The following is a 25,398-nucleotide window of genomic DNA, read 5'->3' on the forward strand; positions in this document are numbered from 1 at the left end:
CGCTCACTGAGGACCGTACTTGCGGCCTGTCTTGGAGGTGACGCCTCCGAGCAGGCCGCGCGGCGTCACCTTCACGAGCCCCATCAGCGCCTTGTACCGGGGGTCGGGAACCGAGACCGACTTGCCGCGCGCCAGATCCGCCAGGGCCGTCTCCACCAGCTTGTCCGCGTCGAGCCACATCCAGCCCGGGATGTTGCCGGTCCCCATCCCGGCTCGCTGGTGGAACTCGGTCCGCACGAACCCCGGGCACAGCGCCATCAGCCGGACCCCCGAACCGGCCATGTCCTTCGCCGCACCCTGGGTGAACTGCACGACCCACGCCTTGGACGCGCCGTACGTCCCGCGCGGCACGAACGCGGCCACCGAGGCCACGTTGACCACCCCGCCCCGGCCGCGCTCCCGCATCCCGGCCGCAGCCGCCGAGGTCAGCCGCAGCACCGCCTCGCAGTGCACCTTCAGCATCTTCAGCTCATCGGCCATGGGCACTTCCAGATATTGGCCCTTGTTGCCGAACCCGGCGTTGTTGACCAGCAGGTCGACCGGATGCCGACGGTCCGTCAACCGGTCCTCGACCGCGCCGATCCCGTCGTCCTCGGACAGATCGGCCCTCAGCACCTCGGCCTCGATGCCGTGCCGGTCGTGCAGCTCGGTCGCCTGCTCGCGCAGCCGCTCGGCGTTCCGCGCCACCAGCACCAGGTTGTGCCCATCGGCCGCGAGCCGCCGCGCGAAGGCGGCACCGATCCCCGCGGTCGCGCCCGTAATCAGTGCAGTCGTCATACGTGGCACGTTAGTGCCTGTCCGGCACGCCGTGATCAGCTGTCCGCCGCCGGCTTCCCGGCGTGCTTCAGAGCGGCGCGCAGGGTCTCGGGATGCAGCGCGTCCCCGGCCGCGAGCAGACCGGGCAGCAGCTCCCGCCGCGTCGTCGAGGCCAGGAACTCAATTTCCACGGTGACGTCGTGGTCCGGGCGGTGCACGATCTCGACCGGGTCCCCGGCCCGGATCTCACCCGGCTCGATCACCCGCAGATAGGCGCCGGGAGCGGCCGCCTGAGTGAACCGCCTGACCCAGCGCCGCTCGTCGAGATGAGCGGCGAACGTGCGGCACGGAATCCGCCCCGACGTCACCTCCAGCACCAGATCGGGGCCGATCCGCCAGCGCTCGCCGATCCTCGCGCCGCTCACGTCGAGCCCGGCGGTCGTCAGGTTCTCGCCGAACGAACCATTGGCCAGCGGGCGGCCGAGCTCCCGCTCCCACCCGTCGAGATCCTCGCGGGCGAAGGCGTACACCGCCTGGTCGGAGCCGCCGTGATGGCGCAGATCGCACACCGCGTCCCCGGCCAGACCACTGCCCCCGGTGCCCTTGGGCCCGGGGTCGCTGACACGTACCGGGCCCTCGGCAGGCCGCTTGTCGATGCCGGTCAGGCCCGCGGGGGCGTCGGTGTAGCCGACGGCCTTCGGCCGTCCCACATTCACGCTCAGCAGCCGCATCGGCTCTGTCGGTTCCATGGACGTCATGAGGAGAACGCTAACCACCCGCCCTCAAAGAAGCACGGCAATACTTCGCACCCGACCCAAGGTCCGCTTATGGTTGAGGGGTGATCGAAGCCCGTCATCTCCGTGTCCTGCGCGCCGTGGCCGCCACCGGCTCGTTCTCCGCCGCCGCCCGCGAACTGGGTTGCACCCAGCCCGCGGTCAGCCAGCAGATGAAGGCCCTGGAGACCTCGGTGGGCACCACGCTGCTGATCCGTACGGGACGCGAGATGCGGCTCACCCAGGCCGGCGAGGCGCTCGTCCGGCACGCCTCCGGCATCCTCGCCGGGCTCACCGCCGCCGAGGAGGAGGTCGCCGCCATCGCCGGGCTGCGCTCCGGCCGGGTCCGGCTCGTCTCGTTCCCCAGCGGCAGCTCCACCCTGGTACCCGGCGCCCTCGCCGCACTGCGCGAGGCCCACCCCGGCACCCGGGTCTCGCTGGTGGAGGCCGAGCCACCGCGCTCGGTCGAGATGCTGCGCGAGGGCGACTGCGACATCGCGCTGGCCTTCCGCTACGGCGCCGCCGGCACCGAGTGGGACGACCTGGTCGTCCGCCCGCTGCTCACCGACCGGCTGATCGGCCTGGTCCCCGAGGGGCACCGGCTCTCGCGCTCGGCCGAGGTGGACATCGCCGACCTGGCCGGAGAGTCCTGGATCGCCGGCTGCCCGCGCTGCCGTCGCCAGCTGGTGGAGGTCTGCGAGGACTCGGGCTTCACCCCCCGGATCGACTTCGCCACCGACGACTACCCGGCGGTGGTCGGCCTGGTCGGCGCCGGCCTCGGGGTGGCCGTGCTGCCGGAGCTGGCGATCGAGTCGGTACGCCCCAAGGGGGCGCGCACGGTGACGGTGGAGCCGGCCATCGAGCGCGAGATCGTCGCGCTGACCCTGCCCGACCTTGCGCAGGTCCCGGCGGTGGCGGCCACCCTGGACCGGCTGTCCCTGGCGGCCGCCCGCTGAGCGGCCTGCCTGCAGCCCGGCCCCGGGGTCATGCCGTCACCGTGGCCGGGTGAATTGCCGAAACGATTCTCTGGTTGTTGTCCGGGCGTGGCGGAGTCAGCCGTGCCCGGACGGGGACGGAAGGCCCGCGGGTGCCGCCGCGATCAGCCGGCTGCGGGCCCGTCCCATGAGCTCCTCGCGCTCGTCCTCGGTCAGTCCGCCCCACACCCCGTAGGGCTCTCGTACCGCCAGGGCGTGTGCCGCGCACTCGGCGCGTACCGGGCATCGCATGCAGACCTCTTTCGCCGAGTTCTCGCGGGCGCTCCGTGCCGCCCCGCGCTCACCCTCCGGGTGGAAGAACAGCGAGCTGTCGACCCCGCGGCAGGCCGCCAGCAGCTGCCAGTCCCAGAGATCGGCGTTGGGTCCGGGAAGCCGGGAGAAATCTGCCATTGCTTGTCCCCTCGAAACCATGCTGAGTCGGAAACGTCGTTGTCGTCCGGCATCGACCGTGCCCACGACCGCACATCTACGGTCTAAGCAGATGTAAATATGACTGATTGAGAATCTATCCGCAGACACCAGGAAAAGGGAAGAAAACCCGCTAAATGGGGCACTCCTTTATATGAAGTTTCGGTTGATCGTTGGATGACCCGCGCCGTTCCCCTCCGTGCGCGCCCCCTCACGTAGAGTGCCGAACCCGCTTGTCCGACCCGTAACTCTTTCGAGTGACCATCGTTGAGAAGGCGGAGGCGGTTGACGAAAAAAGCGATCGGGCAGGTGTCCGAGAGTGTCAACCGCACAGGTGACGACATGTAACAGCCTGGAGGCTCAAGGTGACGTGCATCAGCTGCGGAGGACGGTCATGACATCCGTCCTCGTCTGCGACGACTCCCCGCTTGCCCGAGAAGCGCTCCGTCGCGCGGTCGCGACCGTGCCCGGCGTCGAGCGGGTGACGACGGCGGCCAACGGCGAGGAAGTCCTCCGCCGCTGGGGCGCCGACCGTTCGGATCTGATTCTGATGGACGTACGCATGCCCGGTCTCGGGGGTGTGGAGACGGTCCGGCGACTGCTCTCCGCCGACCCCGGCGCCCGGATCATCATGCTGACCGTCGCCGAGGACCTGGACGGTGTCGCGCTCGCGGTCGCCGCCGGTGCCCGCGGCTATCTGCACAAGGACGCCTCCCGCGCGGAGCTGCGGGCCACCGTCACCCAGGCGCTGGCCGATCCGACGTGGCGGCTCGCCCCGCGTCGGCTGCGGTCGGCCGAGATGGGTGCGGCGCCGACGCTCACCGCGCGTGAGATCCAGGTGCTCGAAGGAATGAGCCACGGCCGCTCGAACGCCGAGATCGGCCGTGAGCTGTTCCTCTCGGAGGACACGGTGAAGACGCACGCCAGGCGTCTGTTCAAGAAGCTCGGTGCCTCGGACCGGGCACACGCCGTGGCACTCGGCTTCCGCTGGGGCCTGGTCCGCTGAGGGCCGGCCGTGGCCGGCATCCGAGCGATTCCCCGTCCGCGCCACGGCGGGCGGGGCGACCTGGCCGACGTGCGCGGAACGGGCTCCGCTCCAGCGGTGGAGCCCGTCGCGCCGACGGTATGTGAAGCTTCCCGGCCGATGCCGCATCCTTGAGGCGTGGAGTTCCTCGGGAACGATTCGGTCGAGCGGAAGGGGAGGGCGCAGGGCATGACTTCCGGCGCACCCGCTCATAACGCTTCGGTGCACAACTACGGACGCGGCAGCACGGATGACGCGGCTCCGAGGCACCATGGTCCGATGCGTGACGACGAGACGACGGGGATCGGTGCCCTGGTGCACCGTGCTGTCGAGGGCGACGCGCAGGCCACCCACGATCTGCTGGCCCATGTCCACCCCCTCGCGCTGCGCTACTGCAGGTCGCGGCTGAACCGGCTGCCCGGTGATGCCCGCCACTTCGTGGAGGACCTGGCGCAGGAGGTCTGTGTCGCGGTGCTGATGGCGCTGCCGCGCTACAAGGACACCGGCAGGCCCTTCGAAGCCTTCGTGTTCGCCATCGCGGGTCACAAGGTCGCCGATCTCCAGCGGGCCGCCATGCGGCACCCGGGATCGACGGCCGTGCCGTCCGACGAGATGCCCGAGCGGCCGGACGATTCGCTCGGGCCCGAGGAGCGCGCCCTGCTCAGCAGCGATGCCGCCTGGGCGAAGAAGCTCCTGGCCAACCTCCCGGACAACCAGCGCGAGCTGCTCGTCCTCCGGGTCGCCGTAGGGCTGACCGCCGAGGAGACCGGACAGATGCTGGGGATGTCACCGGGCGCGGTCCGGGTCGCCCAGCACCGCGCTCTGAGCAGGCTGCGGGCCCTCGCGGAGCAGTGAGCGGACCCGTCCGGGCCCGTTCGGAAGGTTCCGTATGAAGCTACAGAACCTCTAGGTGATCTTGCTCGTGGAATGAGACACCCCCGAAGGCCGTTAGCATGGACATCCGCACCGATCAAGGCCATTTGGGGAAGGTGTCATGACTGCAAACGTCGACGGAGTGCCCGAGAAATTCGCGACGCTCGGGCTGACATACGACGACGTGCTGCTGCTGCCGGGCGCATCCGAAGTGCTGCCCAACGCAGTCGACATCTCGTCCCGCATCTCCCGCAACGTACGCGTGAACATCCCGCTGCTCTCCGCGGCGATGGACAAGGTCACCGAGTCCCGCATGGCGATCGCCATGGCGCGGCAGGGCGGTGTCGGTGTGCTGCACCGCAACCTGTCCATCGAGGACCAGGTCAACCAGGTCGACCTCGTGAAGCGCTCCGAGTCCGGCATGGTGACCGACCCGATCACCGTGCATCCGGACGCGACGCTGGCCGAGGCCGACGCGCTGTGTGCCAAGTTCCGCATCAGCGGTGTCCCGGTGACCGACCAGGCGGGCAAGCTGCTCGGCATCGTCACCAACCGCGACATGGCGTTCGAGTCCGACCGCAGCCGCCAGGTGCGCGAGGTCATGACGCCGATGCCGCTCGTGACCGGCAAGGTAGGCATCTCCGGCGTCGACGCCATGGAGCTGCTGCGCCGCCACAAGATCGAGAAGCTTCCGCTGGTCGACGACGCGGGTGTGCTCAAGGGCCTCATCACGGTCAAGGACTTCGTGAAGGCCGAGCAGTACCCGAACGCGGCCAAGGACGCCGAGGGCCGCCTCCTCGTCGGCGCGGCCGTCGGTGCCAGCCCCGAGGCCCTGGAGCGGGCGCAGGCCCTGGCCGCGGCGGGCGTGGACTTCCTCATCGTCGACACCTCGCACGGACACAACAGCAACGCGCTGAACTGGATGGCGAAGATCAAGTCCAGCGTCGGCGTCGACGTCATCGGCGGCAACGTCGCGACGCGTGACGGCGCGCAGGCCCTGATCGACGCCGGTGTCGACGGCGTCAAGGTCGGCGTGGGCCCCGGCTCCATCTGCACCACGCGCGTGGTCGCCGGTATCGGCGTCCCGCAGGTCACCGCGATCTACGAGGCCGCCCTCGCCGCCCGCGCGGCCGGCGTCCCGGTCATCGGCGACGGCGGTCTGCAGTACTCCGGCGACATCGGCAAGGCGCTCGCCGCCGGTGCCGACACGGTCATGCTGGGCAGTCTTCTCGCGGGCTGCGAGGAGTCTCCCGGCGAGCTGCTGTTCATCAACGGCAAGCAGTTCAAGTCGTACCGCGGCATGGGTTCCCTCGGGGCGATGCAGTCCCGCGGGCAGGGCCGCTCGTACTCCAAGGACCGCTACTTCCAGGCCGACGTGGCCTCGGACGACAAGCTCGTGCCCGAGGGCATCGAGGGCCAGGTGCCCTACCGCGGCCCGCTGGCCAACGTGCTGCACCAGCTCGTCGGCGGCCTCCGCCAGACCATGGGCTATGTGGGCGCCGCCTCCATCGACGAGATGGAGACCAAGGGCCGCTTCGTCCGCATCACGTCCGCGGGCCTCAAGGAGAGCCACCCGCACGACATCCAGATGACGGTCGAGGCGCCGAACTACAGCAGGAAGTAACGCGACAGCGCAGCCGAGGGGCGGTCCCGGGGGTTCCCGGCACCGCCCCTCAGCCGTGTGTCGGGGATACTGGACAGCGCAGACATAGAGGGAAAGGCCACACCATCGTGACTGAGATCGAGATCGGGCGCGGCAAGCGCGGCCGCCGGGCATACGCATTCGACGACATCGCCGTCGTTCCGAGCCGACGCACCCGCGACCCGAAGGAGGTCTCGATCGCCTGGCAGATCGACGCCTACCGTTTCGAGCTGCCGTTCCTGGCCGCTCCCATGGACTCCGTGGTCTCCCCGCAGACCGCGATCCGCATCGGTGAGCTCGGTGGCCTCGGCGTCCTCAACCTCGAAGGGCTGTGGACCCGCCACGCCGACCCGCAGCCGCTTCTCGACGAGATCGCCGAGATGCCCGTCGAGTCGGCGACCCGCCGCCTCCAGGAGATCTACTCCGCCCCGATCCAGGAGGAGCTGATCGGGCAGCGCATCAAGGAGGTGCGCGACTCCGGTGTCGTCACCGCCGCAGCGCTCTCCCCGCAGCGCACCGCACAGTTCTCCAAGGCAGTCGTCGACGCGGGCGTGGACATCTTCGTCATCCGCGGTACGACGGTCTCCGCCGAGCACGTCTCGGGTGCCGCCGAGCCGCTCAACCTCAAGCAGTTCATCTACGAGCTGGACGTCCCGGTGATCGTCGGCGGCTGCGCCACGTACACCGCCGCGCTGCACCTGATGCGGACCGGTGCGGCCGGTGTCCTCGTCGGCTTCGGCGGCGGCGCCGCGCACACCACGCGCAACGTCTTCGGCATCCAGGTCCCGATGGCGACCGCGGTCGCCGATGTCGCCGGTGCCCGCCGCGACTACATGGACGAGTCCGGCGGCCGGTACGTGCACGTGATCGCGGACGGCGGCGTCGGCTGGTCCGGTGACCTGCCCAAGGCCATCGCCTGCGGCGCGGACGCCGTGATGATGGGCTCCCCGCTGGCCCGCGCGACGGACGCGCCCGGCCGCGGCCGACACTGGGGCATGGAGGCCGTCCACGAGGACGTGCCGCGCGGCAAGCTGGTGAACCTGGGCTCGGTCGGCACCACCGAGGAGGTCCTGACCGGTCCCTCGCACACCCCCGACGGCTCGATGAACATCTTCGGCGCGCTGCGCCGGGCGATGGCCACGACCGGGTACAGCGACCTCAAGGAGTTCCAGCGCGTCGAGGTCACGGTGGCGGACTCGCAGCACCGCCGCTGAACCTTGCGAGCGCACGGGAGGGCCCGGACCGCGACGGCGGTCCGGGCCCTCCCGTGCGCGGGGCCGCGACTCAGCCGGCGGCCTTCTTGGCGCCGGAGAACGCGGCGACGGCCGCGATGGCGAAGAAGAGGTACGAGATGAAGTCCGAGTCGGCCTTCCACGCCTCGTTCAGCAGGCCGAAGTGGTCGAAGAAGAGCTCGGAGACGGTGACCGGGAGCTCCTTGGCCGCGATCATCGCCTCGCCGAGCAACTGGCCGAAGTAGACGGCGACCAGCGAGAGCACCGCGCTGACGACCGGCAGCACGGGGTTGCGGCCGCCGAGCTTGCCCGCCGCGAAGCCGACGACGAAGCCGACGCCCACGGCTGCGTAGCCGATCTCGTGCTTGGTGGCGCCGATGATGGCCCCGTAGATCCCGGCGGCCACGACGGCCGCGACGACGGCGGCGACCAGGCCGAGGCCGATGTTGTTGCGCGCGGGGGCCGGCGGGGTGAAGGGCGCGCCGCCGAACGGGGCGCCGGGCTGCTGGCCCGCGAACGGGTTGCCGCCGGACTGGGGGCCGGGCTGCTGGCCCGCGAAGGGGTTGCCGCCGGACTGGGCGTCGTACGGCTGCTGCGGCTGGTTCGGCGGCGGCACGGGCTGGCTCATGTTGGTATCCCCCCTGGGACGGAAGCGCACGACTGTGCGAGAAGTGACGCCGCAGGCTAGCAGCAGCCTGTGACATCTCCCCACCCAAATCCCGGGGGAGGGTTCTCACAGCCGGTGCGCGGCTCCCGCCGGGGTCGCGCCCCGGGTGTCCAGGAGGAGCTGGGCCTTCACCGCGAGGCCCTGGAGGTCGTACGTGCGGTGGTGCTGGAGCAGCACCGTGAGGTCGGCGCTGGACGCCGCCTCGTACAGGGAGTCGGCGCGCGGCACCGGGAGCTCGCGCACCCGCCAGTCCAGGACGTGAGGGTCGTGGTAGCCGATCTGGGCGCCCATGTCCATCAGCCGGCTCGCGATCTCCCGGGCGGGGGAGCTCTCCTGGTCGGCGAGGTCGGGCTTGTAGGTGACCCCGAGCAGCAGTACCCGGGCGCCGCGGACGGACTTGCCGTGTTCGTTCAGCAGGGTGGCGCAGCGCTGGATCACGTACTGCGGCATCCGGTCGTTGATCTCCTGGGCGAGCGAGACCATCCGCAGGGGGTGGCCGGGGGTGCGGCTGCGGTACGGGAGGTAGCCCGGGTCGACGGGCGCGCCGTGGCCGCCGACGCCGGGGCCCGGACGGAACGGCTGGAAGCCGAAGGGCTTGGTCTCGGCGCACCGGATGACGTCCCACAGGTCGACGCCGAGGTCGTGGCAGAGCACCGCCATCTCGTTGACCAGGGCGATGTTGACGTGCCGGAAGTTGGTCTCCAGGACCTTGGTCATCTCGGCCTCGCGCGGGCCGCGGGCCCGGACGACCTTGTCGGTGAGCCGGCCGTAGAAGGCGGCGGCGGACTCGGTGCAGGCGGGGGTGAGGCCGCCGATGACCTTGGGGGTGTTGGCGTAGACGTGGGTGCGGTTGCCGGGGTCGAGGCGGCTGGGGGAGCAGGCGAGGTGGAAGTCGCGGCCGGCGCGCAGCCCCGAGCCCTCTTCGAGCAGCGGCAGCAGGTAGTTCTCGGTGGTGCCGGGCGGCACAGCTGATTCCAGCAGGACGGTGGTGTGCGGGCGCAGCCGGGCGGCGAGCGCGCGGGCCGCGTCGCCGACGGCGGTCAGGTCGAGGGTGCGGTCGGCGCCGAGCGGGGTGGGCGCGCAGATCACCGCGGTACGGACCCGGCCCAGCTCGGCCGGGTTGGTGGTGGTCCGGAAGCCGCCCGAGAGCATCCGGCGGATGTCCGAGGCGGTGAGCGAACCCTCGACGGGGGTGCGGCCCGCGGAGAGTTCCGTGCAGGCGCGTGGGTCGGTGTCGTAGCCGACGGTCTGCACGCCTGCGGTCACGGCGGCCTGGGCGAGGGGCAGGCCGAGGTGGCCGAGTCCGATGACTGCGAGGTCTGCGGGCATGTGGATGGGCCGTCCTTCCCGGTCGGTCTATGGACCCTGAGGGCAGAAAGCGCAACCGCTGTGGACAGCGCAATGTCACACTAGGCGTAAATATGACCTATATGTCGCATTGCGGGCCTCCTGTCGTCCTGGTGTTGTCCACAGGCGGTGGCCGAAGTCGGGGACGGCGGACAGAATCGAGAGGTGGGCACGGGCCGCCCCGGCCGCCGGGGCGGGTCGCGTTCCTGTGCCGGACCACCCCGATCGACCCGGGAGGCAGCAGTGAGGACAGCGACACTGGGACCTGCGGAACGCGCCGAGGCGCTGGCCGCGATGGCCGAGCGCGAACTGGACGTGCTGGTCGTGGGAGCGGGCGTGGTCGGCGCCGGTACGGCGCTGGACGCGGCGACGAGAGGGCTCGCGACCGGCCTGGTCGAGTCCCGCGACTGGGCGTCGGGCACGTCGAGCAGGTCGAGCAAGCTGATCCACGGCGGGCTGCGCTATCTGGAGATGCTCGACTTCGCGCTCGTCCGGGAGGCGCTGAAGGAGCGCGGGCTGCTCCTGGAGCGGCTGGCCCCGCATCTGGTGAAGCCGGTGCCGTTCCTCTATCCGTTGCAGCACAAGGGCTGGGAGCGGCTCTACGCCGGATCCGGAGTGGCACTCTACGACGCGATGTCGGTGTCGTCGGGCCACGGCCGCGGCCTGCCCGTGCACCGGCATCTCTCCCGCCGCCAGGCCCTGCGTGTCGCCCCGGCGCTGAGGAAGGACGCCCTGGTCGGGGCGTTGCAGTACTACGACGCGCAGATGGACGACGCCCGCTATGTGGCGACCCTGGTGCGCACCGCCGCCGGTTACGGCGCGCATGTGGCCAACCGTGCACGGGTGACCGGTTTCCTCAGGGAAGGCGAGCGGGTCGTCGGTGTCCGGGTGGAGGACGTCGAGGTGGGCGGGGAGTACGAGGTCAGGGCCAAGCAGGTGGTCAACGCGACCGGGGTCTGGACGGACGACACCCAGGCGCTGATCGGGGAACGTGGACAGTTCCACGTGCGGGCGTCCAAGGGCATCCACCTGGTCGTCCCCAAGGACCGTATCCACTCCTCGACCGGCCTGATCCTGCGGACGGAGAAGTCCGTCCTCTTCGTCATCCCGTGGGGTCGGCACTGGATCATCGGGACGACCGACACCGACTGGGACCTGGACAAGGCGCATCCGGCGGCGTCCAGCGCCGACATCGACTATCTCCTCGAGCACGTCAACTCGGTCCTGGCCACGCCCCTGACCCGGGACGACGTCCAGGGTGTCTACGCCGGGCTGCGGCCGCTGCTGGCCGGCGAGTCCGACGCCACCAGCAAGCTCTCGCGCGAGCACACGGTGGCGCATCCGCTGCCGGGCCTCGTGGTCGTGGCGGGCGGCAAGTACACGACGTACCGGGTGATGGCGAAGGACGCCGTGGACGAGGCGGTGCACGGCCTCGACCAGCGGGTGGCGGCCTGTGTCACCGAGGAGATCCCGCTGCTGGGGGCGGAGGGGTACCCGGCCCTGTGGAATGCCCGCGCGAGGATCGCGGCCCGTACCGGCCTCCACGTCGCCCGGGTGGAGCACCTGCTCAACCGGTACGGCTCGATGACCGAGCAGCTCCTCGAACTGATCCTCGGCGATCCGGTACTGGGCGAGCCGCTGCCCTCGGCGGACGACTATCTGAAGGCCGAGATCGTCTACGCGGCCTCGCACGAGGGGGCCCGCCATCTCGACGACGTACTGACCCGCCGGACCCGGATCTCCATAGAGACCTTCGACCGGGGCACGAACAGCGCCCGGCTCTGCGCGGAACTGATGGCGCCGGTGCTGGGCTGGGACGAGGGGCAGATCGACCGGGAGGTCGAGCACTACGAGAAGCGGGTGCAGGCGGAGCGGGAGTCGCAGCGGCAGCCGGACGACCTCACGGCCGACGCCGCGCGGCTCGGGGCTCCGGACATCGTGCCGATCTAGGAACCCCGGGAATGCTGCGGCCGGTCGCAGAACTCCGCGTCCAGCAGTGCGGCTTCGAGGGTCTCCGCGTCGGCCAGGGTGTCCGTGTCGACGCGGTAGGTCAGGGTGTGCCTGCCGTCGCGGGTGGCGGCGGTACGGACGTAACTGCCCGGGATATGGCCGTTGTGACCCCAGACGGTGATGCCGCAGGAGAGCTTCTGCGGATAGATGCCCAGGCCGTAGACGCCGTGCGTGGCCCGGGTGTTCAGCAGGAGCTTCAGCTGGGCGGGCGCGAGGAGACGGCCGCCCAGCAGGGCCGCGTAGAAGCGGTTCAGATCGTCGAGCGTGGAGACCACCTCGCCGGCCGCGCCCGCCGCGCGCGGGTCGAGCACGGTGACGTCGCGCAGGCGGCCGTCGGCCGGATCGCGGGTGTAGCCGCGGCCGTGCGGGGAGGGCAGAGCGGTACGGGCACCCGGGAGGGAGGTGCCTGTGAGACCTAGGGGGGTGATGATGCGATCGCGGACCTCGGTGGCGTAGCCGTGTCCGGTGACCCGTTGAACGACGAGTCCGAGTACGGCGTAATTGGTGTTGGAGTAGGCGTAGCGGCCGGGGGCGCCCGTCGGACGGTGGGTCAGGGCGACGTGGACCGCCGCGGTGGCGGAGAGGGGGTGGGCCGATGGGGCGGCGGTGTAGTCGTAGAGGCCGCTGGTGTGGCTGAGCAGAGCGCGCAGGGGGATGCGGCGGCCGTCGTTGCCGTTGCCGTGCACCAGTCCCGGCAGCAGTCGTTCGACCGTGTCCGACAGGCGCAGCTTCCGTTCCCGGACGAGCTGGAGTACGACCGTGGCGACGAAGGTCTTGGTGATGCTGCCCGCCCGGAAGCGGTCCGCCCGTCGGATGCCGGGCCCCGTCGAGCGGTAGGTGTCGTACGGTGCGGAGGAGGCGCTACGGGCCAGCAGCGCCGCCGTGGGAGCACCGCCGTCGGCGACGAGCCGGGGGAGATGGGCGGCTGCGGGGGTGAGGTGTGGTTCGCTGGACAGCGGCACCGTCCCGAGCCCGAGCAGCACCAGCATCAACGGGGCGGCGAGCAGCGCCCTGAGTATCGGCATGGCAGGGATTCCCTTTCGCTGGGCACATCATGACGGCCCTGCGGACCCGGCACCATGACCGGTGCCGGGGTGAGGGACAATGAACGCTCTGCCAGGGCGGGTTGATCGCAGAGGGGACGCATGTCGGAGGCGGAGCAGGCACAGGAGCCCCAACAGGACAAGGACGGACGTCTTCTTGCGGGGCGTTACCGGCTCGGGGAGGTGCTCGGCCGGGGCGGTATGGGCACGGTCTGGCGTGCCGTCGACGAGACGCTGGGCCGCACGGTCGCGGTCAAGGAGCTGCGGTTCCCTTCGGCCATCGACGACGACGAGAAGCGACGGCTCATCACACGCACGCTGCGTGAGGCGAAGGCGATCGCCAGGATCCGCAACAACGGCGCGGTGACGGTCTACGACGTGGTCGACGAGGACGACCGGCCGTGGATCGTGATGGAGCTCATCGAGGGCAAGTCCCTCGCCGAAGCGGTGCGCGAGGACGGTGTGCTGACGCCGAAGCGCGCCGCCGAGGTCGGCCTCGCCATCCTCGACGTGCTGCGCTCTGCGCATCGCGAGGGCATCCTGCACCGCGATGTGAAGCCGTCCAACGTGCTGATCGCCGAGGACGGCCGGGTCGTGCTGACCGACTTCGGCATCGCCCAGGTCGAGGGCGACCCGTCGGTCACCTCCACGGGCATGCTCGTCGGCGCCCCCTCGTACATCTCTCCCGAGCGCGCCCGTGGCCACAAGCCGGGACCGCCCGCCGACCTCTGGTCGCTCGGCGGACTGCTGTACGCCAGCGTCGAGGGCTCCCCGCCGTACGACAAGGGGTCGGCCATCGCCACCCTGACCGCGGTGATGACCGAGCCGCTCGACCCGCCGAAGAACGCCGGTCCGCTGGAGGAGGTCATCTACGGCCTGCTCGCCAAGGACCCCGAGCAGCGGCTCGACGACGCGGGCGCCCGCGCCCTGCTCAACGACGTGATCCACGCCCCCGAGAAGCCGGACCCGGTGGCGCCGCCGCCCGCCGAGGCCACCCAGGTCATGGCGCTGCCCAAGTCGCCGGCCGAACCCCGTGCCAAGACGAAGCCGGCCTCCGCGGAAGGGGGCGAGGGCACGCGGGACCGGCTGCGGGGCGCACTGCGCTCGGTACGGAACGCGAAGGCGGCACCGGCCGCCGCGACGGCTGCCGCCGCGGCCCCGGTCACCGCGCCGCCGAGGCCCCCGGCGCCGCCGTCGGGCTCCCCCTCCGCCGGTGGCACGGGCACCCCCGCGAAGCCGGCCCGGCCCGCGGCCGCCTCCGCCGCCGTACCGCCGCCGCGCCCGGCGACGTCACCGGTCACCCCGCCCCGGGCGTCCATCACGGACGTGGTCCCGCGCCGCACCCTGGCGATCATCGCGGCCGTGATCGTGCTCGCCGTGATCGGTACGATTCTCGCGCTCACGGTCGGCGGGGACGACAAGAACGACGCGGGCAACGAGGGCGGCAAGGGCGACAAGTCCACCTCGGCCGGGCCCTCGACGGCGACCGGCGGCTCCACGGAGACCGACAGCGGCAGCAGCAAGGATCAGGGCAAAGGCCAGGATCAGAGCGGCGATCAGGGTCAGAGCCAGGGGCAGGGCAAGGACAAGGGCAAGGACAAGGACAAGGGCGACGGCAAGGAAAAGCCGGGTGACGCGCTTCCTGCCGGATTCAAGACGGTCACGAACAAGAAGTTCCACTTCGCGATGGCCATGCCCGAGGACTTCCGCTTCGATCAGCCGGCGGGCAACAACTCCGGTGCCATCTACAACGTCAGCGGCGGCTTCCCCCGTGTCCAGGTCGACTACACCGATTCGCCCGGTGGCGACGCGGCCGCGGCCTGGAACGCCGCAAAGGCCGGCGTCGCGGCCAGCAGCAACGGCTACCGGCATCTCGACGTCAAGAAGGTCCAGTACAACGGCTACCCGACCGTCGCCGACTGGCAGTTCGAGCGCACCCAGCACGGCCAGCGGGTCCATGTGCTCAACCGGGGCTTCAAGGTCGACGCCACCCACGGCTACGCGATCATGATCAGCTGCAAGGCGGACGAGTGGGACGACTCGGAGTGCCGGGCGCTGCGCAAGACCGCGTTCGACACCTTCAAGCCCACCGACTGACCTGCGGGGAAAAGGGCCGGGATGCGACGACCCGGCCGCGTGGCTGTCACTTGCCACGTATCGTGAGAGCCTGAAGGCCTTATACAGCCAGAACGGTGAGTCAATTGCACGGCAAGTGACCGCAATTGATGGATCGACGCGGTCTTCGTGGCCGGGGGACAGCGCGCTCTGGGGAGGCGTCGTGGACGACTACGCGGGTCGGGTGCTTGCCGACCGCTACCGCCTTCCGCTGCCCTCGACCGATGAGTACGAAGTGGTCGAGATCCGGGCGTTCGACACCTTTAGCGGACAGGAAGTCCTGGTCCGGCAGGTGCCGTTGCCCGAGGTGGTGGACGCCGAGGTGCTCGACGCCGACGATCCGGCCCCGGCATCCCGCCGTGATGCCACCGGACGGGCCGTGCGCGAGCCCGCGGACCCGGCGGTCCGGCGCGCGGTGGAAGCCGCGCGGGCGGCGGCCCAGGTGCCCGACCACCCCAGACTCGCCCAGGTCTTCGACGTGTTCGCCGAGGAGGGCTCGCTCTGGATCGTGAGCGAACTCGTCGCGGCCCGCCCGCTCGCCGCGCTGCTCACGGAGCGGTCGCTCAACCCCTTCCGGGCCGCCGAGATCGGTTCCGACGTGCTGACCGCGCTGCGTGTGCTGCACGCCCACGGCTGGACCCACCGGAACATCACCGTCCGCACGGTGCTGATCTGTGACGACGGCCGCGTCGTGCTGACCGGCCTGGCGGCCGGGGCGGCGGAGGAAGCGCTCTGCGGCTACGTACCGACACCGCAGCCCGACGAGGACGAGGACGGGCACGAGGGCGGCTTCGGAGACGAGGACGGCTTCGGCCGCCCGGCCATCGGCACGGGCCCGGCCGGGATGTACGCACCGCCCCCGCCGGCCATACCGCCCATACCGTCCATGCCGTCCGTGCCCGCCCCTCCGGCCCAGGTACCGGCCTCACGCGCCCCGGCGGCGATCGAGACGGGCCGGGCGACCGGCGTCCCCCACGACGGTGACGGCGCCGACCCGCACGACGAGGACGTGTACGACGAGGATCGGCGCGGCAAGGACGCGTACGACTACGCCGAGGATCCGCGCGGCGAGGACGTGTACGACTACGCCGAGGATCCGCACGGCGAGGATCCGTACGACCACGGCGACGGCCCCGACGACCGTCGTGGCGGGACGGCGGACGCCGCCCACCTGCGGGCCGAGCGCGCCGGTGCCATAGCCGCCTACCGCGAGGGCGCCCGCGCCGCCGTCCGCGTCACCGAGGACCGGCGCCGCACCGGGACGGCCGGGGCGGAGGACACCGGCAGCCTGCCGGTCCAGCGCCTCGCAGGGCCCGAGGACGACGGACCGGCTGCCCCCCGGAGCCACGTCACCGACGACCCGTACACCAAGGACCGGTACGCACAGGACCCGTACGCCAGGAATCCGCACGACGACAGCGACAGCGACGACGACAGCGACGACGAGGACGGCCGCCCGCCCGCGCGTCGGCTGCATCTGACCGGCTCCTGGCGCGACGGCCCCGGGGCCGGGCGCCCCGTCCCCGCCGGAGGCTCGGGCGAGGAGGCCCTGCGCGCCGACGCCCGGCGCCGCGGCGACTCCCCGGCACTGCCCGCGCACCGCCCCGGCGGTCAGCGGCGGCCGGGCCGCTGGGAAGAGGCGGCCGAGAGCGGCCAGACCGGCTCCGCCTACCGCGGCCCCGCCACCCCCCTCGCCGCCGAGCGCGCCCGGCAGGCCCGGATCGCCGTGGTCGGCGCGGTCACCGAGCGCTGGGCGCCCGAGCAGGCCGGCCCCGTCCACGAGAACTGGCGGCTGGCCCCACCGATCGGACCCGCCACCGACCTCTGGGCACTGGGCGCCCTGCTCTACCGCGCCGTCCAGGGTCACGCCCCCTACCCCGAGGAGAACGCGGCCGAGCTCGTCCAGATGGTGTGCGGGGAGCCGCCCGCCTTCGCCGAGGAGTGCGGCCCGCTGCGGCCCGTCGTCGAGTCCCTGCTGCGCCAGGACCCCACCGAGCGGCCGGACTTCGAGGAGCTGAGCGGCTGGCTGCGCTCCCTGGTGCGCTCGGCGCCCGAGCCCGAGGCCGGCCTGGACGTCGTACCCCTGCCGTCCGCCGACAGCGCCCGGCTACCCGTCGTACGCCGCAGGGGCGAGCTGGTCCGCAGACGGCGCGGCAGGAACGCGGCCCACGGCCGCCACCGCCACACCAAGGACAGAACCGACCGAACCGACCGGCAGGACAGGCCCAGGCCGGAGAAGGCCCCCCGGGTCGCCCAGCCACCCCGGCCACCGCGCGAGCCCAAGGGCCCCAAGGCACTGCGCACCCCGCCCCGCCCCCGGGACGGCGAGCGGCAGGCGCCGCGGCGGCTCGGGCAGCTGCTCCTCGCACTGATCCTGCTGGCCCTCGTCGCGGCCATCGCGTACGCCGTGATGTTCATGCCCAAGGCGGACACCGAATCGGGCAAGGGCTCCACGGGCCCGGCGTCGTCGACGTCCGGTTCGCCCGAGCCCGGGTCCGGCGGGTCCGGCGGCTCGGGGGCCTCGCGGTCACCGGGTGCGCAGCAGCCGCAGACCAGCCGCTCCGCCGTCGCTCTCGCCCCCGGCTACACCCTGCGCAAGGACCCGGAGGGCTTCGAGGTCGGCGTGGCCAAGGGCTGGCAGCGCAGTCCCGCCAACGCGGACCGTCAGATCCGTTACGACAGCGACGGCTTCAGCCTGCTGATCGTCCCCGGCCGCGACACCGTCAAGGCCGGCGGCGAGGACCCGCTGGCGTACCAGGCCGACAAGGAGCTGGAGTTGCAGCCGTTCCGCGACTCCACGTGGTCGGGGTCGAGCGGGCTGCGCCGGATCGACGTCGGACGACAGGCCATGGCTGAGGGCCAGTTCACCTGGCAGGACGCGTCGGGACGCGAGGTGTACGTGCGCAACCTCGTGATGGCCGTGGGCGGCCGATACCACATCATCCAGGTCATCGGCCCGGAGAACCGGCGCGACAAGGTTTCGGAGATCTACCAACAAGCCATCTCCTCCTACCGCGTGACGTCCTGAACCCTCTCCGTGCATCACCCGGCCGACGCGGGAAGCGACAAGCATCACAGTGCGGTCTCGTGGGCGGTGCGAGGTTCCGTGGCCGTGCGTCCGCTCCGTAATCTGGCACCCGAGGAACGGGGCGGGGACACGTGGATCGATCACAGGGCACGGACACGGGACTGGTGCTGGCCGGAAGGTACCGGCTGGGCGAGGTCCTCGGGCGCGGCGGCATGGGCAAGGTTTGGCGTGCCCACGACGAGGTGCTGCACCGCACGGTCGCGGTCAAGGAGTTGACCGCCGGTCTGTACGTCGCGGAGGCGGACCGGATCGTGCTGCACGCCCGCACGCAGAAGGAGGCCCGTGCGGCCGCCCGGATCACGCATCCGGGCGTGGTCACCGTGCACGACGTGATCGAGTACGACAGCCGGCCCTGGATCGTCATGCAGTACGTCGACGGCCCGTCCCTCGCCGATGCCGCCAAGGAGTCCGGCGAGATCGAGCCGCGCGAGGCCGCGAGGATCGGCCTCCATGTGCTGAGCGCCCTGCGCGCCGCGCACGGGGCAGGGGTCCTGCACCGCGACGTGAAGCCCGGCAACGTGCTTCTCGCCAAGGACGGCCAGGTGCTGCTCACCGACTTCGGGATCGCCGCCATCGAGGGCGACTCGACCATCACCCGGACCGGCGAACTGGTCGGCTCCATCGACTACCTGGCCCCCGAGCGGGTACGCGGCGGCGACCCGGGGCCGGCGTCCGACCTGTGGTCGCTCGGCGCCACGCTCTACACCGCGGTCGAGGGGCGCTCGCCGTTCCGCCGTACGTCCCCGATCTCCACCATGCAGGCCGTCGTCGCCGAGGAGCCTCCGCCGCCCGGCCGGGCGGGCCCGCTGGCGCCCGTGATCACCGCGCTGCTGCGCAAGGAGCCGGACGAGCGCCCCTCGGCCGCGGAGACGGAACGGATGCTGCTGGACGCCATGGAGGGCCGCGCGCCCGTGGCGGCGCAGGCGTACGTGCCGACGCAGAGGGTCCCCGACGAGGCCCTGCGCTCACTGGGCCAGGACGGCCCCGCCGGGCCCGGCACCACTCAACTGCCCCACCCGGCGACACCCGCACCGGTACCGGCCCCGGCGGTCCGGCGCAGCCGCGGCCGCTGGCGCACCGCGGTCCTGGTCATCGCGGCCGCGGCGCTGGTCGGCGGCGGCGCGGGACTCGCCGCGATGAAGTACGGCGACCGGACGGAGAACACCACCGGGCGCGACGGCACGGGCACGCACGCGCCCGTCGACCCCGGCAAGCCCGACCGCGGGACCCCGTCCTCGGCCGAGCCCGATGTGCGGGTGAAGGACGTGCCCCAGGGCTGGAAGCGGGTGAACGACCCCGAGGGCTTCAGCCTGATCGTGCCCGAGGGCTGGGAGCGCCGGGCGGACGGCAACCAGATCGACTACACCCCGGACAACGGCGTGCACTACATCCGGATCAGCATCGACCCGGCGCCCGACTTCGAGAACCCGTACATGCACATGCTGGGCCTGGAGAAGCAGCTCTCCGAACGGCTTCCCGGCTACCAGCGCAAGACCCTGCACTCCAACACCTACCGGGACCGGCCGGGCTCGCTCTGGGAGTTCACCTGGACCGAGACCAAGGACCACCCGGGTCCGCGCCACGCGATCGACCAGATGTACTTCGGGGAGGAGGGCGGTCCGGAGTACGCGCTGTACATGACGGGCCCGGCGGACGATTGGGACACGACCCGGTCGCAGTTCGACACGATGCTGCGCGGATGGCGTGCGCCCGGCAGCTCCGGCTGAGGCCCGCCGGACCGCTCCGCGACCGCAGGGCTCCTGATCAGGGGCTTTGTTGCCAGTGATCGCTGGCTTGTTTGTGAGGAGTGTGAAAACCTGTTACTCACGGGTACCCAAAGCGTGCGGCGGGACGTACTCTCGCCCTCATGACGGACTCGCAGGCCTCCACATCCACCTCCGCAGCCCCGCTCGGCACCAATCCGGTGGCCGCCGCCCCCGCAGGGGTGCGCACCGCCGCCGATGTGGTGACCCCCGAGGTGGTCGCCCGGCTGACCCGGGGCGTGGCCGGGTCGGGCCGCACGGCCAACCACACCCCCTTCACCGGGGAGAAGCTGGCCGATCTGCCGGAGTCCACGCCCGAGGACGTGGCGGACGCCTTCGAGCGGGCCCGTGCAGCCCAGCCCGCCTGGGCCGCGACGCCCGTCCGCGCCAGGGCCGCCGTGCTGCTCCGTTTCCACGACCTCGTCCTCAGCCGCCAGGCCGAGGTGCTCGACCTCATCCAGCTGGAGACCGGCAAGGCCCGGCTGCACGCCCACGAGGAGGTGCAGGCCGTCGCCGTCGTGGCCCGCCACTACGGGCGCCGGGCCGGCGCGTATCTGAAGCCGAAGCGGCACACCGGAGTCGTACCGGTCCTCACCAAGGTCACCGAGCTGCGTCAGCCGCGCGGTGTCGTCGGCCAGATCGCGCCGTGGAACTACCCGCTGGAGCTGTCCGTCGGTGACGCGCTGCCCGCGTTCGTCTCCGGCAACGCCGTCGTGATGAAGCCCGACACGGAGACCGCGCTGACCGCGCTGTGGGCCCGCGACCTGCTGATCGAGGCCGGGCTGCCCGCCGAGGTGTTCCAGGTCGTGCTCGGCGAGGGACCCGTTGTCGGCCCCGAGGTCGTCGAGCACGCCGACTATGTCTCGTTCACCGGCTCCACCCGCACCGGCCGCCAGGTCGCGCAGGGCGCGGCGGCCCGGCTCGTCGGGGTCTCGCTGGAGCTCGGCGGCAAGAACGCCATGCTGGTCCTGAAGGACGCCGACGTGGAGAAGGCCGCCGCGGGCGCCGTCCGTGCCTGCTTCTCCTCCGCGGGGCAGCTCTGCATCTCCATCGAGCGGCTGTACGTCCACGAGTCGATCGCCGACGACTTCGTGGCCCGCTTCGCCGCCCGTACGAAGGCCATGCGGCTCGGCAGCTCCCTCGCCTACGGCGCCGACATGGGCTCCCTGGTCAGCGAGCGCCAGCTGGAGACCGTCACCCGGCATGTCGCCGAGGCCGTCGAGAAGGGCGCCAGGCTGGTCGCGGGCGGGGCCGCCCGGCCCGACATCGGCCCGCTGTTCTACGAGCCGACCATCCTCGACGGAGTCGAGGCGCCGATGGCCGTCTGCAACGAGGAGACCTTCGGTCCGGTCGTCTCCGTCTACCGCTTCACCGACGAGGACGAGGTCGTCGCCCTCGCCAACGCCACCCCGTACGGCCTGAACTCCAGCGTCTGGACCAAGGACTCCCGGCGCGGCCACCAGGTCGCCGCCCGGCTGCGGACCGGCACCGTCAACATCAACGAGGGCTACGCCCCCGCGTACGGCAGCGTGCAGTCCCCGATGGGTGGCATGAAGGACTCCGGCCTCGGCCGCCGGCACGGTTCCGAGGGCATCCTCAAATACACCGAGGCACAGACCGTCGCCCAGCAGCGGCTGATCCAGCTCGCCCCGTCCTTCGGCATGGACGACGAGAAGTACGCGGCGTTCATGAGCGCCAGCCTCAGGGCGATGAAGGCGTTCCGCCTGCGCTGACACCGGGGTGCCGCAGCACCTTCCGTCCGTTCCCCGCACCGAGGAGAGCCATGCCCCAGGACAGCCCTGCCCGGAATCGGCCCGTCGCCGCGGAGAACGCCGACGGCGACGCCCGCTACGACTACGACGTGCTCGTCGTCGGCTCGGGCTTCGGCGGTGCGGTGTCGGCCCTGCGGCTGACCGAGAAGGGGTACCGCGTCGGGGTGCTGGAGGCGGGCCGCCGCTTCGCCCGGTCCGAACTGCCCAAGAACTCCTGGGACCTGAAGAACTTCCTGTGGGCCCCGACGCTCGGCCTCTACGGCATCCAGCGCATCCATCTGCTGGGCAACGTCATGGTGCTGGCAGGCGCGGGCGTCGGCGGAGGTTCGCTGAACTACGCCAACACCCTGTACGAGCCGCTCGCGCCGTTCTTCGACGACCCGCAGTGGAAGGACATCACCGACTGGCGCGAGGAACTGGGCCCGTACTACGACCAGGCCAAGCGGATGCTGGGGGTCCGGCTCAACCCGACCATGACCCCGTCGGACGTCCACCTGAAGGCGACCGCGCAGGCCATGGGCATCGGCGACACGTTCCACATGGCGCCGGTGGGCGTCTTCTTCGGGGACGGTGAGGACGGCGACGGCACGGGCAGGGCCCGGCCGGGCGGCGAGGTCGCCGACCCGTTCTTCGGCGGGGCGGGGCCGTCCCGCAAGGCCTGCACCGAGTGCGGCGAGTGCATGACCGGCTGCCGGCACGGCGCGAAGAACACCCTCAACGAGAACTACCTCCACCTCGCTCAGAAGGCGGGCGCGGTCATCCACCCGATGACCTCGGTCGTCGCGGTCACCGAGGACTCCCGGGGCGGCTACGCGGTCAAGACCCTCCCCACCGACAACCGGAGGAAGGGGAAGGGCCGCACGTTCACCGCCCGCAAGGTCGTCGTCGCCGCGGGCACGTACGGCACCCAGACACTGCTGCACCGGATGAAGGACACCGGCCTGCTGCCCCGGATCTCGTCCCGGCTCGGCGAACTGACCCGCACCAACTCCGAGGGCCTGGTCGGCTCGCAGACCAGCGACCGGCGCTACCGGAAGAAGCACGGGACCGCGCGGGCCGACTTCACCCGCGGCGTCGCCATCACCTCCTCGATCCACCCGGACGAGAACACGCACATCGAGCCGGTCCGATACGGCAAGGGCTCCAACTCGATGGGCGCGCTGACCGTCCTCCAGGTGCCGTTCGGTGCGCACCGGGTGCGCAGGTGGCTGCTCGAACTGGTCAAGCACCCCGCGCTCGCGGCCCGGTCGCTCTCCAACCGCCGCTGGTCGGAACGGACCATCATCGGGCTCGTCATGCAGTCGCTCGACAACTCCCTGACGACGTATCGCAAGCCCGGCGGTGTGGGAAAGGGCCTGCTCACCGCCCGGCAGGGGCACGGCGCACCCAACCCGACCCAGATCGAGGCGGCGACGCGCAGCGCCACGCTGCTCGCCGAGGAGATCAACGGCTTCGCGGGTTCGAACGTGGGCGAGCTGATGGGCACCCCGCTCACCGCGCACTTCCTCGGCGGCTGCCCCATCGGTTCCACCGCCGACAACGGGGTGATCGACCCGTACCACCGGCTCTACGGGCACCCCGGCATCTCGGTGGTCGACGGCTCGGCGGTCTCCGCGAACCTCGGCGTCAACCCCTCGCTCACCATCACCGCACAGGCCGAGCGCGCCATGTCCTTCTGGCCCAACAAGGGCGAGGCGGACCCGCGTCCGGCGCAGGGCGAGGCGTACGAACGGCTGTCCGCGGTCGAGCCCCGGTCACCGGCCGTGCCGAAGGACGCCTTCGGTGCGCTGAAGCTGCCGTTCCTGGGGCTGCCGGCCGTCCCGCCGAAGAAGAAGCCGTAGCGGAGACATCCGATCGGGCAGCAGGTCGGCGGAACAGCAAGCCGGCCAGAACAGCAGGTCGGCCAGAACAGCAGGTCGGCAGAACAGCAGGCCGACAGGGCAGCAGGGCAGCAGAAAGGGGCTGCACCCCCCTCCGAGTGCAGCCCCTCCGCGAGCACGGTGAAACGGGCGCGTCACGCGCCGGCGTCACCGTTCCTGCGGCGCCGCACGATGAACATCGCGCCCGCGCCGAGCACTACGGCCACCCCGCCCGCGGTGGCGAACACCGGCAGCGCGGAGGACGAACCGGTCTCCGCGAGGCTGCCGGAGACCTTGCCGGTCGGGTTGTCGGCCGGCTTCGTGGACGGCACCGGGGCGCTGCCGCCGGTCTGCGGCGTCGAACCGCTCCCGCCGGACTCCACGATCTTGAACTTGTACGCGACGTCGCTGACGCCCAGGCAGTCCTTGTCGCCCACGTACAGACCGGCACCGAGCGTGAAACCGGCGCCCACGGGGGCGGTCGGCTTCACATTGATGCGCAGCGGGATGTCGACCTCGTACCCCGCGGGGATCTCGTCGGACTGGCCGACGTAACCGACGGCGCGGCCGTCCTCACTGAGCTCCACCCACTTGTCGGTCTCCGGGTCGAGGGCCTGGAGGCTGACCTGCTTCGAGCGGAAGAGGTCGTTGCCCTCCTTGTCGGAGGCGGCGCCCGCGAAGTAGTCGATCTCCTTCACGGTGGACTTCGAGGAGTTGTAGACGTTCATCTTGAACGTGTGCCAGCCGCTGCCCCGGGCGATCCGGCCGGGCAGGCCGTTGATGGAGATGTCCAGGTCGGACTTGGCGCACTGCGCCGGCTCCTCCGGGTCCTCGGACTCCGACGGGGAGGCGGAGGCGGACGACGAGGCGCTCGCCGAACCGCTCGGGGTCGCGCCGACGGCCTCGTCCGCGGCCGGGCCGGTGCCCCCGGCGGAGTCGGAGTCCTCGCCCGGACCGGGCTCGCCGGGCTCCTCGGCGGGGTCTTCGGAGGCCTCCTCGGCGGGCGTGGAGGCGGACGCGTCCGGCTCGGCCTCCGGGGCCCCGGAGTCGCTCGGCGAGGGCGAGCCGGTGGCCTCGGCGGTGGTGGTCCCGTCCGTCGCCACGGCGAGCGCGGCGGGGGCGGCCAGAACCGCGGCGGGGGCGATGACCGCCGTGGCGGCGGCGAGTGCCAGGGCGCGGCGAAGCTTCATGGTGACCTCAGAATTCCGGCGTACCACCGCGAGGGGTGATACGGGTTCGGGACGGGCCCGCCGTGAGGGGGCACGAGCGGGGCCGGTGGTTCCGCATGGTTGACCCGTGGTCCGCCGCAATGGTTGTCCGGATACTCACAGAACCCTTATGTGACGCCTCTCACGTCCGCGGCCATGAGAAAGGGCCCCTCAGGCCGGAAACCGGCCGGTGGGGGCCCTGGGGAGTCTCGGACGCGGCCGGCTCCGGGCGTCCCCGGAGCCGGCCGTTTCCTGGGGTGACCGGACTGCTGTCCCCTGCCGACCGGTCACGCACGCTGGGGCGCGGTCCCACGGCGCACCTGCGGTACGCCACACGCTCCAGCGGAGCCACGCGTGGTTTCTTTCCAGAGCCGCCCCTGGCTGGCACGGACACCGGGACCAACGAAGCCGCGCTGGACCCGGTCACGCTCCGTACGGGTGAGAGTCGGCCCGAACTGGGATACGCCGGGGTACCCCGGGGCCCGCGGGGTGTCAGGCCCGGCCGCGGCACAGCTCCAGCAGCGTCATGGCGAGCGAGGTGCCGGGCCGGCCGAGCGCGTTCCGGTACGAGGCGAGGATCTCCATCTCGCGCGAGAGGTTGATCCGTCGGCCGCCGGACGTGATCCGGGCCTCCTGGACGACCGCCGAGACGGCCATCCGCTCCTGGACGAGCCCGATGATCCGGTCGTCGAGGGTGTCGATGCGGGCCCGCGCGTCGTCGATCAGTGCGGCGGCCTCCTCGGTGTGCGCACCGGTCTTCTCTGCGGCGGTCTTCGCGGGAGCGGTCTTCGCGGGGGCGGTGCTGGTCATGGTGGTGACTCCT

Annotated in this window: 19 protein-coding genes; 11 read left to right on the forward strand and 8 right to left on the reverse strand. The window is 71.7% G+C overall.

All coding sequences use genetic code 11. From position 1 onward, the window contains the following. Nucleotides 1-3 precede the first annotated feature (3 nt). Nucleotides 4-777 (reverse strand): SDR family NAD(P)-dependent oxidoreductase, encoded by a 774-nt coding sequence (locus IE107_RS14625; protein WP_189544175.1) that lies wholly within the window; start codon nt 775-777, stop codon nt 4-6. Nucleotides 778-812: 35 nt separating this feature from the next. Further along, nucleotides 813-1,487 (reverse strand): MOSC domain-containing protein, encoded by a 675-nt coding sequence (locus IE107_RS14630; RefSeq protein WP_189544333.1) that lies wholly within the window; start codon nt 1,485-1,487, stop codon nt 813-815. Between the two features lie 107 nt (nt 1,488-1,594). Between IE107_RS14630 and IE107_RS14635 the strand changes: the two genes are divergently transcribed. Next, entirely contained in the window at nt 1,595-2,485 is an 891-nt protein-coding gene (locus tag IE107_RS14635) for a LysR family transcriptional regulator (protein WP_189544176.1), read from the forward strand. A 96-nt stretch (nt 2,486-2,581) separates the two neighbouring features. On the opposite strand, the gene IE107_RS14640 is transcribed toward IE107_RS14635, so the two are convergent. After that, nucleotides 2,582-2,914 carry a WhiB family transcriptional regulator gene (locus tag IE107_RS14640; RefSeq protein WP_189544177.1) on the reverse strand — a complete coding sequence of 111 codons (333 nt, stop codon included), beginning with the start codon at nt 2,912-2,914 and terminating at the stop codon, nt 2,582-2,584. Nucleotides 2,915-3,326: 412 nt separating this feature from the next. On the opposite strand from IE107_RS14640, the gene IE107_RS14645 reads away from it, so the two are divergent. From IE107_RS14645 to IE107_RS14660, 4 genes are all read left to right on the forward strand, one after another. After that, entirely contained in the window at nt 3,327-3,938 is a 612-nt protein-coding gene (locus IE107_RS14645; protein WP_003948568.1) for a response regulator transcription factor, read from the forward strand. Between the two features lie 297 nt (nt 3,939-4,235). Further along, nucleotides 4,236-4,811 (forward strand): sigma-70 family RNA polymerase sigma factor, encoded by a 576-nt coding sequence (locus IE107_RS14650; protein ID WP_072486721.1) that lies wholly within the window; start codon nt 4,236-4,238, stop codon nt 4,809-4,811. A 139-nt stretch (nt 4,812-4,950) separates the two neighbouring features. Next, entirely contained in the window at nt 4,951-6,453 is a 1,503-nt protein-coding gene (guaB, locus tag IE107_RS14655; RefSeq protein WP_189544178.1) for an IMP dehydrogenase, read from the forward strand. A 107-nt stretch (nt 6,454-6,560) separates the two neighbouring features. Then, nucleotides 6,561-7,685 carry a GuaB3 family IMP dehydrogenase-related protein gene (locus tag IE107_RS14660; RefSeq protein ID WP_189544179.1) on the forward strand — a complete coding sequence of 375 codons (1,125 nt, stop codon included), beginning with the start codon at nt 6,561-6,563 and terminating at the stop codon, nt 7,683-7,685. A 70-nt stretch (nt 7,686-7,755) separates the two neighbouring features. On the opposite strand, the gene IE107_RS14665 is transcribed toward IE107_RS14660, so the two are convergent. Together IE107_RS14665 and IE107_RS14670 are read right to left on the reverse strand one after the other, a co-directional pair. Further along, nucleotides 7,756-8,331, reverse strand: a complete 576-nt coding sequence (locus IE107_RS14665; RefSeq protein WP_189544180.1) for a hypothetical protein — start codon at nt 8,329-8,331, stop codon at nt 7,756-7,758. A gap of 105 nt (nt 8,332-8,436) precedes the next feature. Further along, entirely contained in the window at nt 8,437-9,699 is a 1,263-nt protein-coding gene (locus IE107_RS14670) for a nucleotide sugar dehydrogenase (protein WP_189544181.1), read from the reverse strand. Between the two features lie 261 nt (nt 9,700-9,960). Here IE107_RS14670 and IE107_RS14675 point away from each other — a divergent pair, with 261 nt between their 5' ends. Then, a complete protein-coding gene (locus IE107_RS14675; RefSeq protein ID WP_189544182.1) occupies nt 9,961-11,667 on the forward strand; it encodes a glycerol-3-phosphate dehydrogenase/oxidase in 1,707 nt (568 codons plus the stop codon). Here IE107_RS14675 and IE107_RS14680 read toward each other — a convergent pair. Continuing rightward, nucleotides 11,664-12,752, reverse strand: a complete 1,089-nt coding sequence (locus tag IE107_RS14680; protein ID WP_189544183.1) for a serine hydrolase domain-containing protein — start codon at nt 12,750-12,752, stop codon at nt 11,664-11,666. The two genes, IE107_RS14675 and IE107_RS14680, sit on opposite strands and share 4 nt — an antisense overlap. Before the next feature lie 120 nt (nt 12,753-12,872). Here IE107_RS14680 and IE107_RS14685 point away from each other — a divergent pair, with 120 nt between their 5' ends. The 5 genes from IE107_RS14685 to IE107_RS14705 all read left to right on the forward strand — a co-directional run bounded on the left by IE107_RS14685 (nt 12,873) and on the right by IE107_RS14705 (nt 23,349). Further along, nucleotides 12,873-14,867: a serine/threonine-protein kinase gene (locus IE107_RS14685; protein ID WP_189544184.1), complete on the forward strand. Its 1,995-nt coding sequence runs from the start codon at nt 12,873-12,875 to the stop codon at nt 14,865-14,867. A gap of 181 nt (nt 14,868-15,048) precedes the next feature. Beyond that, on the forward strand, nt 15,049-17,913 hold the full coding sequence (locus tag IE107_RS14690; protein ID WP_189544185.1) for a serine/threonine kinase C-terminal domain-containing protein: 2,865 nt from the start codon (nt 15,049-15,051) through the stop codon (nt 17,911-17,913). A 131-nt stretch (nt 17,914-18,044) separates the two neighbouring features. After that, nucleotides 18,045-19,700: a serine/threonine-protein kinase gene (locus IE107_RS14695; RefSeq protein WP_189544186.1), complete on the forward strand. Its 1,656-nt coding sequence runs from the start codon at nt 18,045-18,047 to the stop codon at nt 19,698-19,700. A gap of 140 nt (nt 19,701-19,840) precedes the next feature. After that, on the forward strand, nt 19,841-21,469 hold the full coding sequence (locus IE107_RS14700) for a succinic semialdehyde dehydrogenase (protein WP_189544187.1): 1,629 nt from the start codon (nt 19,841-19,843) through the stop codon (nt 21,467-21,469). Nucleotides 21,470-21,519: 50 nt separating this feature from the next. Next, nucleotides 21,520-23,349, forward strand: a complete 1,830-nt coding sequence (locus tag IE107_RS14705; RefSeq protein ID WP_189544188.1) for a GMC family oxidoreductase — start codon at nt 21,520-21,522, stop codon at nt 23,347-23,349. Nucleotides 23,350-23,522: 173 nt separating this feature from the next. On the opposite strand, the gene IE107_RS14710 is transcribed toward IE107_RS14705, so the two are convergent. Further along, nucleotides 23,523-24,557, reverse strand: coding sequence for an LAETG motif-containing sortase-dependent surface protein (locus IE107_RS14710; RefSeq protein WP_189544189.1), 1,035 nt, complete (start codon nt 24,555-24,557; stop codon nt 23,523-23,525). A gap of 510 nt (nt 24,558-25,067) precedes the next feature. Further along, nucleotides 25,068-25,385 carry a chorismate mutase gene (locus IE107_RS14715; protein WP_189544190.1) on the reverse strand — a complete coding sequence of 106 codons (318 nt, stop codon included), beginning with the start codon at nt 25,383-25,385 and terminating at the stop codon, nt 25,068-25,070. Nucleotides 25,386-25,398: the final 13 nt, after the last annotated feature.

The organism is Streptomyces gelaticus, assembly GCF_014649535.1.
Taxonomy (GTDB): Bacteria; Actinomycetota; Actinomycetes; order Streptomycetales; family Streptomycetaceae; genus Streptomyces; species Streptomyces gelaticus.